General features: G+C 44.6%; 8 protein-coding genes, 2 rRNA genes and 1 riboswitch. All 10 genes read left to right on the top strand.

Going from position 1 to position 13,424, the window contains the following annotated elements; translation table 11 throughout:
* Nucleotides 1-42 precede the first annotated feature (42 nt).
* Nucleotides 43-2,971: ribosomal RNA gene (locus ACSBOP_RS03200) — 23S ribosomal RNA — on the top strand.
* A 151-nt stretch (nucleotides 2,972-3,122) separates the two neighbouring features.
* Nucleotides 3,123-3,239: ribosomal RNA gene (rrf, locus tag ACSBOP_RS03205) — 5S ribosomal RNA — on the top strand.
* A gap of 873 nt (nucleotides 3,240-4,112) precedes the next feature.
* Complete coding sequence (locus tag ACSBOP_RS03210) at nucleotides 4,113-5,078, top strand: ABC transporter ATP-binding protein (protein WP_442603038.1); 966 nt, start codon at nucleotides 4,113-4,115, stop codon at nucleotides 5,076-5,078.
* Between the two features lie 25 nt (nucleotides 5,079-5,103).
* Nucleotides 5,104-6,060: an ABC transporter ATP-binding protein gene (locus ACSBOP_RS03215; RefSeq protein WP_442603039.1), complete on the top strand. Its 957-nt coding sequence runs from the start codon at nucleotides 5,104-5,106 to the stop codon at nucleotides 6,058-6,060.
* Between the two features lie 31 nt (nucleotides 6,061-6,091).
* On the top strand, nucleotides 6,092-7,747 hold the full coding sequence (locus ACSBOP_RS03220; protein WP_442603040.1) for a peptide-binding protein: 1,656 nt from the start codon (nucleotides 6,092-6,094) through the stop codon (nucleotides 7,745-7,747).
* 32 nt (nucleotides 7,748-7,779) lie between these two features.
* Complete coding sequence (locus ACSBOP_RS03225; RefSeq protein WP_442603041.1) at nucleotides 7,780-8,751, top strand: ABC transporter permease; 972 nt, start codon at nucleotides 7,780-7,782, stop codon at nucleotides 8,749-8,751.
* 4 nt (nucleotides 8,752-8,755) lie between these two features.
* Complete coding sequence (gene opp4C, locus ACSBOP_RS03230) at nucleotides 8,756-9,628, top strand: oligopeptide ABC transporter permease (RefSeq protein ID WP_442603042.1); 873 nt, start codon at nucleotides 8,756-8,758, stop codon at nucleotides 9,626-9,628.
* 200 nt (nucleotides 9,629-9,828) lie between these two features.
* Nucleotides 9,829-9,930: riboswitch (purine riboswitch) on the top strand.
* A gap of 162 nt (nucleotides 9,931-10,092) precedes the next feature.
* Nucleotides 10,093-10,578 (top strand): 5-(carboxyamino)imidazole ribonucleotide mutase, encoded by a 486-nt coding sequence (gene purE / locus ACSBOP_RS03235; RefSeq protein WP_442603043.1) that lies wholly within the window; start codon nucleotides 10,093-10,095, stop codon nucleotides 10,576-10,578.
* On the top strand, nucleotides 10,575-11,771 hold the full coding sequence (gene purK / locus ACSBOP_RS03240) for a 5-(carboxyamino)imidazole ribonucleotide synthase (RefSeq protein WP_442603044.1): 1,197 nt from the start codon (nucleotides 10,575-10,577) through the stop codon (nucleotides 11,769-11,771). Before purE ends, purK begins: the two co-directional genes overlap by 4 nt.
* Nucleotides 11,772-12,007: 236 nt before the next feature.
* Nucleotides 12,008-13,303, top strand: a complete 1,296-nt coding sequence (purB, locus tag ACSBOP_RS03245; RefSeq protein ID WP_442603045.1) for an adenylosuccinate lyase — start codon at nucleotides 12,008-12,010, stop codon at nucleotides 13,301-13,303.
* Nucleotides 13,304-13,424: the final 121 nt, after the last annotated feature.

Raw genomic sequence — 13,424 nt, forward strand, 5'->3', positions numbered from 1 at the left:
CATTCTTATGTTTCATAAGAATTGCCTAGTTAGTTGATCGCAAGATAAGCTAATAAGGGCGCACGGAGGATGCCTAGGCGCTAGGAGCCGAAGAAGGACGTGGCGAACGACGAAATGCCTCGGGGAGCCGTAAGCAGGCTTTGATCCGGGGATGTCCGAATGGGGGAACCCAGCTGTGGTAATGCACAGTTACCCTGCAGTGAATACATAGCTGCAGAGGAGGTATACCGAGGGAACTGAAACATCTAAGTACCTCGAGGAGAAGAAAACAAAAGTGATTCCGTCAGTAGCGGCGAGCGAACGCGGATTAGCCCAAACCAAAGAGCTTGCTCTTTGGGGTTGTAGGACGTCAACATGGAAATAGCTTGCTAGGCGAAGAGATCTGGAAAGGTCTGCGATAAAAGGTAACAGCCCTGTAGCCAAAAGTGAGCGAAATTCCTAGACGGATCCTGAGTACGGCGGGACACGTGAAACCCCGTCGGAATCTGGCAGGACCATCTGCCAAGGCTAAATACTCCCTAGCGACCGATAGTGAAGCAGTACCGTGAGGGAAAGGTGAAAAGCACCCCGGAAGGGGAGTGAAAAAGAACCTGAAACCGTGCGCTTACAAAAAGTCAGAGTCCGTTAAGGGATGATGGCGTGCCTTTTGTAGAATGAACCGGCGAGTTACGTTTGCATGCGAGGTTAAGGTGATAAGCCGGAGCCGCAGCGAAAGCGAGTCTGAATAGGGCGACTATTAGTATGTAGACGTAGACCCGAAACCGTGTGATCTACCCCTGTCCAGGGTGAAGGTGCGGTAACACGCACTGGAGGCCCGAACCCACGCATGTTGAAAAATGCGGGGATGAGGTGGGGGTAGCGGAGAAATTCCAATCGAACTCGGAGATAGCTGGTTCTCCCCGAAATAGCTTTAGGGCTAGCCTTGGAATAAGAGTAGTGGAGGTAAAGCACTGATTGGATGCGGGGCCCCCCAAGGGTTACCAAGTTCAGTCAAACTCTGAATGCCACATACTTATATCCAGGAGTCAGACAGTGAGTGCTAAGATCCATTGTCAAGAGGGAAACAGCCCAGATCATCAGCTAAGGTCCCCAAGTGTGTGTTAAGTGGGAAAGGATGTGGAGTTGCAAAGACAACCAGGATGTTGGCTTAGAAGCAGCCATCATTTAAAGAGTGCGTAATAGCTCACTGGTCGAGTGACTCTGCGCCGAAAATGTAACGGGGCTAAACACACCACCGAAGCTATGACAACAGATGAATTTCTGTTTGGGTAGGGGAGCGTTGTGTACAGCAGTGAAGGTTGATCGTGAGGACAGCTGGAGCGTACACAAGTGAGAATGCCGGTATGAGTAACGAAAAGACAAGTGAGAATCTTGTCCGCCGAAAACCTAAGGGTTCCTGAGGAAGGTTCGTCCGCTCAGGGTAAGTCGGGACCTAAGGCGAGGCCGAAAGGCGTAGTCGAATGGACAACAGGTTCAAATTCCTGTACCACCAAAAACCGTTATGAACGATGGAGTGACGCAGTAGGATAGTGACGCGAGCCGATGGATACGCTCGTCCAAGCAGTGAGGCTGATGTGTAGGCAAATCCGCACATCGATAAGGCTGGGCTGTGATGGGGAGGGAAACTTAAAGTACCGAAGGTCATGATTTCACACTGCCAAGAAAAGCTTCTAGTCAGGTCAAGGTGCCCGTACCGTAAACCGACACAGGTGGGTGAGAAGAGAATTCTAAGGCGCGCGGAAGAACTCTCGTTAAGGAACTCGGCAAAATGACCCCGTAACTTCGGGAGAAGGGGTACCCCGGTAGAGTGAATAGCTCGAGGGGGTCGCAGTGAAAAGGCCCAAGCGACTGTTTAGCAAAAACACAGGTCTATGCGAAGCCGTAAGGCGAAGTATATGGGCTGACGCCTGCCCGGTGCTGGAAGGTTAAGGGGAGTGGTTAGGGGTTAAACCCGAAGCTGTGAACCGAAGCCCCAGTAAACGGCGGCCGTAACTATAACGGTCCTAAGGTAGCGAAATTCCTTGTCAGGTAAATTCTGACCCGCACGAATGGCGTAACGACTTGGGCGCTGTCTCAACGAGAGATCCGGTGAAATTTTAATACCTGTGAAGATGCAGGTTACCCGCGACAAGACGGAAAGACCCCATGGAGCTTTACTGCAGCTTGATATTGAACTTTGGTACGATCTGTACAGGATAGGTGGGAGCCTTAGAAGCCTGAGCGCCAGCTTAGGTGGAGGCAACGTTGGGATACCACCCTGATCGTATCGGAGTTCTAACCTACTACCGTATAACCGGTAGAGGGACCGTGTCAGGTGGGCAGTTTGACTGGGGCGGTCGCCTCCTAAAGAGTAACGGAGGCGTCCCAAGGTTCCCTCAGAATGGTTGGAAATCATTCGAAGAGTGCAAAGGCATAAGGGAGCTTGACTGCGAGACCTACAAGTCGAGCAGGGACGAAAGTCGGGCTTAGTGATCCGGTGGTACCGCATGGAAGGGCCATCGCTCAACGGATAAAAGCTACCCTGGGGATAACAGGCTTATCTCCCCCAAGAGTCCACATCGACGGGGAGGTTTGGCACCTCGATGTCGGCTCATCGCATCCTGGGGCTGAAGTAGGTCCCAAGGGTTGGGCTGTTCGCCCATTAAAGCGGTACGCGAGCTGGGTTCAGAACGTCGTGAGACAGTTCGGTCCCTATCTGTCGTGGGCGTAGGAAATTTGAGAGGAGCTGTCCTTAGTACGAGAGGACCGGGATGGACGTACCGCTGGTGTACCAGTTGTTCCGCCAGGAGCACCGCTGGGTAGCTATGTACGGAGGGGATAAGCGCTGAAAGCATCTAAGCGCGAAGCCCCCCTCAAGATGAGATTTCCCAATTAGTAAGACCCCTTGTAGACGACGAGGTTGATAGGTTGGAGGTGGAAGCGCAGCAATGTGTGGAGCTGACCAATACTAATCGGTCGAGGGCTTATCTAAAATATTATGAAGATCAGACTTCGTAAACCCTATCTTTACTCTTCAATTCGCATCTAGTTTTCAAGGTACAAGCCTTGGTATGCAAGTCATTTCTTCTTACCCATAGGGATCGAAGAAATACTCGCGGGTCGCTTTTGTGAACAAAAGCTAGTTTGGTGACGATGGCGGAAGGGAACCACGCGTACCCATCCCGAACACGACCGTTAAGCCTTCCAGCGCCGATGGTACTTGGACCGAAGGGTCCTGGGAGAGTAGGACGTCGCCGAGCAAATTGAAAAAGCTGCAGCCTTAAAAGGGGCAGCTTTTTTATTTTGTGAATAACGACAAATGATATATTGAAAATGATGTGGATATGTTGATTTATATAATGAATATCTGGATAAGTTTGAAAATAATTTTCACTTGTCCACAGAATTGTACGTATTTAAGAGCCTATTGAGTAAATTCTTTAGGTTCTTTTTTGTCTTACACACATTCTGTGCACAGTAGTGGGATAAGTCTGTGATTAAAATGTGTTACTTAAAATAACTGGCTGCTGGAAGTTGCGGTGAGAACACTAGGGATACGGATGAATTCAGAGTAAAACGGCTTAAATAAGCGCTACTAGATTAAAGAGGTGTATAAACGCGGGAATATGCGTTTAAACGGATTGTAGGGGTTTCTAAGAGCCTTTATATAGCTATTTACATTAGACTAAGTCATTTTACATTTAAGGGCATAGAGCGTTTATTTTGTTGGTCACAAGAGGGATGGGCTTAAAAAGAGGAAAAATCAGTTGATTATAAACAAATTCCATGCCAATCATAACAAAAAACATAGGATTATTTAGGATTTTTTTATTTTCAATATCTGGAAGATGGAAAAGGAACAAAATTAACTTCTCTTATGCTTATCATTCTCCCAAATGCTGATCTGCCGGGGATCTATGAATAATGCAACAAATATTAACCATTGGTAATAAAAGTATATTTAAGAAAACTCTTCTAGTTTACCACGTGCGATTTCATTATTTCAATATTTTTCAAGCGAAAATATATAAAGAATTTTTAAAAAAGTTCGTGACAACATGGTCAATAAACCTTAAAATGAGACAAGTGCACTATTGTACCTATTTAACCGGACTGAAATGAAGGTGAGCAGCATGCAGGAAGCAATTTTAGAAGTTAAAGCACTGAAAACGGTGTTTAAAGACAAAAAGAAGAATGAAAAGGTAATTGTCGACGGGATCGATTTTGAAATCGGGACTAATGAAGTAGTCGCGTTGGTCGGTGAATCCGGCTGCGGCAAGAGCATGACGTCCTTATCTATTATGCAACTTCTTCCTCAAGCAGGAGAAATTGCTAGTGGCGAAGTCCGGTACCGTGGAAAGAACCTTGTTGGACTCAATAAGAAGGAAATGGCGAACGTTCGTGGTGGTAAATTATCCATGATTTTTCAAGAGCCAATGACTTCACTTAATCCGGTTCTAACAATTGGATTTCAATTGACAGAGTCGATTACGAAACATTTGAAAGTTTCTAAGGATGAAGCAATTAAAATTGCGGATGATTGGTTAAAACGAGTAGGGTTCCCTGAACCTACACGGATTCGTAAAGAATATCCACATCGATTATCTGGCGGTATGAGACAACGTGTCATGCTGGCAATGGCAATGTCTTGTAAACCAGATTTACTTATTGCAGATGAGCCAACAACTGCTCTGGACGTAACAATTCAAGCACAAGTCCTGGATCTTATTCGCAACTTATTAGATGAAACAGATATGTCAGTCTTGTTTATTACACACGACCTTGGCGTAGTCGCTGAGATGGCGAACCGAGTTATTGTTATGTATGCAGGCCAAATCGTGGAGACAGCAGATGTTCGTACGATTTTCACATCACCGCAGCATCCGTATACGAAAGGTTTATTGCAATCTACTCCTCGTATGACTGGCTCCATTGAGAAGTTACATCCAATTCCAGGAACGGTACCTGCAGCTGGAGCATTTCCAGAAGGTTGTCGTTTTGCGGAGCGTTGCCCAGTAGCCACTGCATCATGCCGAGAACAAATGCCAGAATTGCGCGAAATTAATCCGGGTCATAAAGTTCGTTGCATCTTGGTTTAGCAGACGCAAAAGGGGGATATAGAAAGTGAGTACTCCACTTCTCGAGGTCAAGGATCTCAAAAAGCATTTTATGATTGGCAGCAGCGGAAAGAAAGGCACTGTCAAAGCCGTAGATGGCGTGGAATTTAATGTATATGAAGGTGAAACACTCGGTATTGTTGGTGAATCTGGTTGTGGTAAATCGACGGTTGGTCGCTTAATATTACGTTTACTTGATCCAACCTCTGGTCAAATACTATTCGATGGTAAAGACCTGAGTAAATTGAATCAACGTCAGCTGCGACCATTGCGTAAAGATATGCAGTGTGTATTCCAAGATCCATTTGCATCTTTGAATCCACGCATTGCAATCGGTAAAGCGATTGCTGAACCGATGGTCATTCAAGGTGGACTAAGTCAACAAGAAGCGATGAAGCGCGCAGAGGAATTACTTGGATTAGTTGGTTTACGACCACATACATCCGTACTTTATCCTCATGAGTTCTCAGGTGGGCAAAGACAACGTATCGCGATCGCTCGTGCGATTGCATTAAATCCGAAGCTGATTATTGCGGACGAGGCTGTATCTGCTTTGGACGTATCGGTGCAAGCACAAATTGTGAATTTGCTTGGTGATTTACAGCAGCAAACGAAAGTGTCCTACTTATTTATTTCTCATAATCTAAGTATCGTAAGACACATTTCGGATCGAGTAGCTGTTATGTACTTAGGAAGAATTGTTGAAACGGGTACCCGTGACCAATTGTTTGACAATCCGAAACATCCATACACACAAGCATTATTATCGGCAGTACCCGAACCTGAGATCGATGCAAAGCGTGAACGAATTGTCTTAAGTGGCGAGGTGCCGAACGCAGCGAATCCGCCATCAGGTTGTCCGTTCCACCCACGTTGTCCACACGCAGTGGAGCGTTGTCGTATAGAAAGACCCGCATTTACAGAAGTGGAGCAAGGGCATTATGCTTCTTGCCATTTCATATAAAAAATAAAGTATTAGAGAGGGGATTATCAGCATGACAACAAAATCATTTGGCAAGTACGGAACGGTTGCACTTGCTACATTAATGTCAACTAGCTTGTTCCTATCCGCTTGTGGATCAAGCAACTCTGCAAAGCCAGAAACAACGCCAGGAGCTTCTCCAGCAGCTGCAGCAAAAGAAAAGGTAGATGGTGGTGAAATCACAACTGCATACCTTGGAGATCCACAAGGCTTTATCCGCTTCTGGGCAACAAGCGCAAACTCATCAGAAGTTATTGAATTGGTATTCAGCTCCTTGTACAAATTTAACGAGAAACAAGAAATCGTTCCTGATTTGGCTGTAGGTCAGCCGACTTTCTCCGAAGACAAAAAAACAATGACAATAAAAATTCGTAACGATGTGAAGTTCTCTGATGGTCATGCATTAACAGCTGACGACGTTGTATTCACATACAACATTGCAATTAACCCTGATTACAAAGGACCACGTAAAGGAACGTTTACATCCGTTGCTAAGGTTGAAAAAGTTGACGATACAACAGTTAAATTTACGCTTAAAGAACCAAATGCAGGTTACATTGACATGATGCCTTACAACATCTTGCCGCAACATTTGCTTAAAGATGTACCTGTTAAAGATATGGATAAATCCGAATTCATGAAGAAGCCAATCGGTTCTGGTCCGTACAAGCTAGATGAGTGGAAATCCGGTCAATACTTGAAGTTCAGCCGTGTTGAAAACTACTATGCTGGCAAGCCTTCCATTGAGAAAGTTAACATCAAGATCCTAGGTGATGCTAACGCTATGATGGCTCAATTGCAAACGGGTGAAATCAACCAAGTGACTGTTCCAGTTGACAACTTGTCTGTTATTGAAAACTATGCAAAACAATCCGGCAAAATTAAGCTTGAAAAAGGCGTTAAAACAAGCAGCTACAGCTACATTGGCTGGAACTTGAAAAACCCATTATTCCAAGACAAGGCTGTACGCCAAGCTTTGACAATGTTAATGGATCGTCAAGGTATTATTGATGGTGTAATTGAAGGTCAGGGTACAATCGTGAACGCTCAAACACCTCCAACTTACTGGACATTCACTGACAATGTTCCGAAGTTCAACTACGATGTTGATAAAGCCAAGAAAATGCTTGCTTCCGCTGGTTGGAAAGATTCCGATGGCGATGGCATCCTAGATAAAGACGGTAAGAAGTTCGAGTTTGAAATGACTGGCGTTCAAGGTAACAAAGTTCGTGAAAAAGCAATGACTGTTGTTCAACAGCAATTGAAAAAATCCGGAATTATCATGAACATTCGTATGCTTGAATCTTCTGCATACTCCAAAGCTGTTATTACAGAAAAGAAATTTGAGTCTGTGTATGGAGCATGGAACATTGCTGGAGACCCGAACCCACGCGGTACATGGCACTCCAGCGAGATTGAAACAGGTATGAACACCACTGCTTACAGCAATCCTGAAGTGGATAAATTGATCGACGAAGATTTGAAAACATTTGATAAGAACAAGCGTAAAGAATTGTTAAATAAAGTCGATGCTCTAGTTGCTGAAGATCAACCTTACACATTCTTGTACTCTGGTTTCTCAACAAATGCTTACCCAAGCAATCTTGCAGGTTACAACCCGCAACGTGACGGTTTGAAAGAAATTGAGAAATGGTACTTCACGAAGTAATACAAAGTCTTAAAAGAAAGAAGTGACATCCGGTGGTCAAATATGCACTACGACGTATACTAAACGCCATTCCTATTCTTCTCGGCATCACGATCATATCATTCGCCATTATCCACTTGGCTCCGGGTTCACCTCTGTCGCAATATATTGAGGATCCGACCATTACGGCATTAGACAAAGAAAATATGATCAAAGCGTACGGCTTGGATAAACCGCTTCCTACTCAATATTGGGAATGGCTCACCGGCATGCTGCAAGGGGACTTTGGTATTTCTTACATGAAGAATGAACCTGTTCTTAAGATCGTTCTAGATCGATTGCCTACAACGTTACTCTTGACGGTTACGAGCTTTATCATATCCATGTTGATTGCGATACCGCTGGGTATTTTATGTGCTCTGAAAGCAAATTCTAAATTTGATCGAATTATATCAGGATTTAGTTTTGTCGGGATGTCGATCCCTGGATTCTGGCTTGCATTAATCCTATTGATGGTCTTTGGTGTTAAGCTTGGGTGGTTGCCAACAGGTGGCTTGCAATCCATTAGTGGACCGACTGGTTTTTGGGATCGAGTGCAACACTTGATCTTGCCGATCTCCGTAATGGTGTTCCACGAAGTAGCGATCTGGCTGCGATACATTCGTTCCAGCATGCTCGAAGTTATTCATCAAGATTACATGAGAACTGCAAAGTCCAAGGGGTTATTGCCAGGTCGAATTCTGGGAATCCACGGCATGCGCAATGCACTTGTTCCGCTTGCTACACTATTAGGACTAGCAGTCCCTGGATTTGTGGCAGGTTCCCTTATTCTCGAAGCACTGTTCTCCATTCCTGGAATGGGAGCCTTGTTTAGAGATGCAGCATTTCAACGTGATTATCCGATTATCTTTGCTATTACAACATTAGGAGCAGTGCTTACTGTCCTTGGTAATATTTTTGCTGATATCTCCTATGCGTTCCTTGATCCACGTGTAAGTCTAAGTAAACAAGAAGTGAAGGGGTGAGAAGATGAACGTAGCGATTTCTGAACAAAATACAGCTCTAGTCAAGCCGAAAAACCGTGCTTGGGAGCGATTCAAAAGCAACAAGATGGCGCTAATCGGTCTCATTATTCTTGTCACTCTTGTAATCTTAGCTTTAATTACACCATTCATTGCACCGTATGATCCTGCAGCGCAGGACTTGCTAGCTCGTCTTAAACCGCCAAGTGCAGAGCACTGGCTCGGAACGGATGAATTAGGGCGCGACTTGTTCTCTCGTGTTCTCTATGGTGGACGTGTTTCATTATCAGTAGGTATATTCGCAGTAATATTCAACGTAATAATTGGTGTTATCGTGGGTTCATTATCAGGTTACTATGGTGGTAAAGTAGATTCTATCTTGATGCGCTTTGTTGACATTATGCTAGCGTTCCCAACGATGTTCATGCTGATTACCGTTGTAACATTGCTTAAACCGAGTTTGGTTAATATTATTATTGTATTGGTAGTGTTCGGTTGGATGGGTAAAGCGAGACTTTTACGCGGACAAATCTTGTCTGTGAAAAATCGCGAGTTTGTGGATGCAGCACGTACGATCGGGATGTCGGATTTCCGTATCATCTTCCGTCATATTTTGCCTAACTCCCTTGCGCCAGTTATCGTATCTGCTACCCTACAAATGGGTAGTATGATCTTGACGGAATCCTCCTTGAGTTTCTTAGGTCTAGGTATTCAACCTCCAAATGCAAGCTGGGGTAATATTTTGAATGGCGCACAAAGCTTGAAGGTCATGCTTGAAGCACCGTGGGTTCCAATTGCTCCGGGTGTGATGATTTTCATTACAATCATGTGCTTTAACTTTATCGGGGATGGATTGCGCAGCGCGCTAGATTCCAGATAACAATTGAATGAAGAAGGGATTCCTGATGTAAATCAGGGGTCTCTTTTTTTAGGCATTTTCTTCCATCCATTAATGGAGTGAAACACGAATGATTTTATGCTTATTTCATTAAATGTTCGCTTTTTAAAATTGACATCTTAACACTGCTGCTGTTACACTAGAGGAGCCAAAGTACTATTTTAGCAACATAGTATGCCAAATTAAATAATAAAGAACGAACTCGTATAAAGTCAGGAATATGGCCTGAAAGTCTCTACCCGAGAACCTTAAATTTTTGGACTACGAGGATGTTGCTTGTTGGTTAAACTGCCCCTGTTTATGGATGGTTGGATCAACATGTTTTTTTAGCATCCCCAAGTCCAGAAACTCGAGTTACTCGGTTGGTTTCTGGATTTTTTAGTTTCTATTGGGTTAAGATGCGAATTTTGGAAAATGATAAATAGAAGAATGGAAGTGGATGAAACGTGTCAGTGCGTGTTGGGGTCATAATGGGAAGTCAGTCAGATTGGGAAACCATGAAAAAAGCTTGTGACATTCTGGATGAATTGGCGGTACCTTATGAGAAAAAGGTCGTATCTGCGCACCGTACACCAGACTTAATGTTTGAATACGCAGCGAGTAGCGTAGAACGCGGACTCAAGGTGATTATCGCGGGTGCAGGTGGGGCAGCTCATTTGCCAGGTATGGTAGCTGCGAAGACAGAACTGCCGGTCATCGGTGTACCTGTGCAATCCCGAGCACTGAACGGACTTGATTCACTTCTATCGATTGTGCAGATGCCAGCAGGTGTACCTGTTGCAACTGTAGCAATTGGAGCGGCGGGTGCTGCTAACGTGGGGTTACTTGCAGCGCAGATTTTAGGAGCATTCGATCCTGAGCTGCAAGTAAGATTACGTGAACGTCGTGAAAAGACGAAGCAAGCTGTGCTGGAAAGCTGTGAACTGCTATGATGGAAGTGTCGGAAAAGCAATTGACACAGCCAGGTTGTAGCCAGAGGCAAGTCATACTCCCGGGAAGCACAATTGGTATTCTTGGCGGGGGACAACTTGGTCGAATGATGTCGCTTGCGGGTCGAGCAATGGGTTACCGATTCGTGACTCTCGATCCGGTGACAGATGCTCCTTGTGGACAAGTGGCTGATGAGCAAATTGTAGCAGCTTATGATGATTTAATAGCGGCACAGCAATTGGCGGATCAATCAGATGTCATCACGTATGAGTTCGAAAATGTGGATGCAGGGGTAACGGAACTTCTCATGAAGCAATCCTATGTCCCGCAGGGTAGTCAATTGTTGTTTACGACTCAGCACCGACTTAGAGAGAAACGGGCAATCGAAGCTGCAGGTGTAAAGGTTGCTCCTTACTTGGAGATTGATAGTGAGGAGAAGCTGCGAGAGGGTGTTCGTGCATTCGGTACACCTTGTGTATTGAAAACAGCGACTGGCGGTTACGATGGTAAGGGTCAGTGGGTTATTCGTTCTTTAGATGAAGTAACAGATGCTTACAACACTCTTAGCCAAGCAAAAACGGAACTTGTGTTGGAGAAGTTTATTCATTTTGACAAGGAACTATCGGTTATTGCAGCTCGGAGTCCACGTGGCGAAGTGAAAGCATTCCCTGCCGCTGAGAATGTGCATGTGGACAATATCTTGCATGTGTCGATCGTACCGGCTCGTGTATCAAATGAACTTCAGCGTCGAGCGGAACAGTTAGCGATTCAAATTGCGAAAGGGCTCGATGTTATTGGTCTTATTGCGGTGGAAATGTTCGTAACATCAGACGGTGAGATCTACGTCAACGAGCTAGCTCCTAGACCGCACAATTCAGGGCATTATACGATGGAAGCGTGCCACACCAGCCAGTTCGAACAGCACGTTAGAGCAATTTGTAACTTACCACTTGGTCCGACAGAGTTACTTACACCTGCTGTGATGGTGAACTTGCTTGGGGAGCATATGGAGCCGTTGATGAACTGGATGGAGCAGGAAGAGGGTCTTCCAACGGATGTAACACCAAAAATTCACCTTTACGGTAAACATGAAGCTAAAGTGAAGCGGAAGATGGGTCATGTGAATCTTTTGACGAAAGATGTTGAAAAGGCTCTAAAATGGATAGAAGACTCATCAATATGGAAAAATATGTAGAGTGTGACTGAAAAGTTAAGCGAAGAAATTAAAGGCGTACTGTAGGATGCTTTCGATGTACTTTTTCTTCGAAAAAGTTGTATCGCCTTTGGAATCGTGAAATTACCATTAAATCAATTCAAAATTCACGAGTCCAACAGCGACCGGAAGTATTCCTTTAATTTCGTAGCGATCTAACTTTGTAGGAACACGCTCCAATAGAGAAAAAGCAAGAGTCGAGATTAGGAGGATGGAAAATGATTGAACGTTACAGCCGCCCGGAAATGGCGCGAATTTGGACGGAAGAAAATAAGTTTAAAGCTTGGTTAGAGGTTGAGATTTTGTCATGTGAGGCATGGGCAGAACTTGGCGTAATTCCGAAGGAAGATGTAAAAGCACTTCGTGAGAAAGCAGGCTTTGATATTGATCGCATCTACGAAATTGAGCAAGAAACACGTCATGACGTCATTGCCTTCACACGTGCGGTGTCGGAAACACTTGGCGATGAGCGTAAATGGGTGCATTACGGTTTAACTTCAACGGACGTTGTGGATACAGCACTTGGTTATTTGCTGCGTCAAGCTAATGAAATTTTGGAAAAAGACTTGATCAATTTCATTGAAATTCTTCGTGAAAAAGCAGTCGCTTATAAACACACAGCGATGATGGGAAGAACACATGGTGTTCATGCAGAACCGACAACTTTTGGTTTGAAAATGGCACTGTGGCATGAAGAAATGAAGCGTAATTTGGAGCGTTTCCGTTTTGCAGCTGACGGCGTGCAGTACGGTAAAATATCTGGCGCAGTAGGTACGTATGCGAATATTGATCCTTTTGTAGAGAGCTATGTATGTGAGAAGTTAGGCACAAAGCCTGCTCCGATCTCTACACAAACGTTGCAGCGTGACCGTCATGCTGAGTATATGGCTACACTTGCGCTAATCGCAACTTCAATGGATAAGTTCGCAACGGAAATTCGTGCTTTGCAGAAGAGTGAAGTGCGTGAGGTTGAAGAAGGTTTTGCAAAAGGTCAAAAGGGTTCTTCCGCAATGCCGCATAAGCGTAACCCGATCGGCTGTGAGAGTATTTCCGGTTTATCCCGTGTAATCCGTGGACATATGATCTCCGCTTATGAGAACGTAACGCTATGGCATGAGCGCGATATTTCGCACTCTTCGGTAGAGAGAATTATTTTGCCAGATGCAACGATTCTATTGAACTACATGCTTAATCGCTTCGGAAACATCGTGAAGAACTTGACTGTATTCCCTGAGAATATGAAGAGAAATATGAAAGCAACGTATGATGTGCCATTCTCTGGTCGCATTATGACGAAGCTGATTGATAAAGGATTTGCTCGTGAAAAAGCGTATGATACGGTACAGCCGCGTGCGATGCAAGCTTGGGAAGAACAACGCTCATTCCGAGATATCGTAATGAATACGCCTGAAATTACAGATGTATTAAATGCAGAAGAAATCGAAGATTGCTTTAACCCAAGCTGGCATTTGAAGCATGTGGATACGATTTTTGATCGTTTAGGGTTGAATTAGTGTGTTCAAAAGTCAAGCGAAGGAGAAAAGAAGCAACTGAAGGAGTGGAACGTTCGCCTTTGAAATTGTGAATCTACAATAATATCAATTCAAAATTCACAATTTCAACAGCGACCGGAAG

The organism is Paenibacillus sp. KN14-4R (genome assembly GCF_052180255.1).
In the GTDB taxonomy this organism is placed as follows: Bacteria; Bacillota; Bacilli; order Paenibacillales; family NBRC-103111; genus Paenibacillus_AM.

Excerpts from the sequence above, each read along its gene's own strand:
- purK (WP_442603044.1), top strand. The coding sequence starts at position 10,575 with ATGATGGAAGTGTCGGAAAAGCAATTGACACAGCCAGGTTGTAGCCAG.
- ACSBOP_RS03210 (WP_442603038.1), top strand. The coding sequence starts at position 4,113 with ATGCAGGAAGCAATTTTAGAAGTTAAAGCACTGAAAACGGTGTTTAAA.
- opp4C (WP_442603042.1), top strand. The coding sequence starts at position 8,756 with ATGAACGTAGCGATTTCTGAACAAAATACAGCTCTAGTCAAGCCGAAA.
- ACSBOP_RS03220 (WP_442603040.1), top strand. The coding sequence starts at position 6,092 with ATGACAACAAAATCATTTGGCAAGTACGGAACGGTTGCACTTGCTACA.
- purB (WP_442603045.1), top strand. The coding sequence starts at position 12,008 with ATGATTGAACGTTACAGCCGCCCGGAAATGGCGCGAATTTGGACGGAA.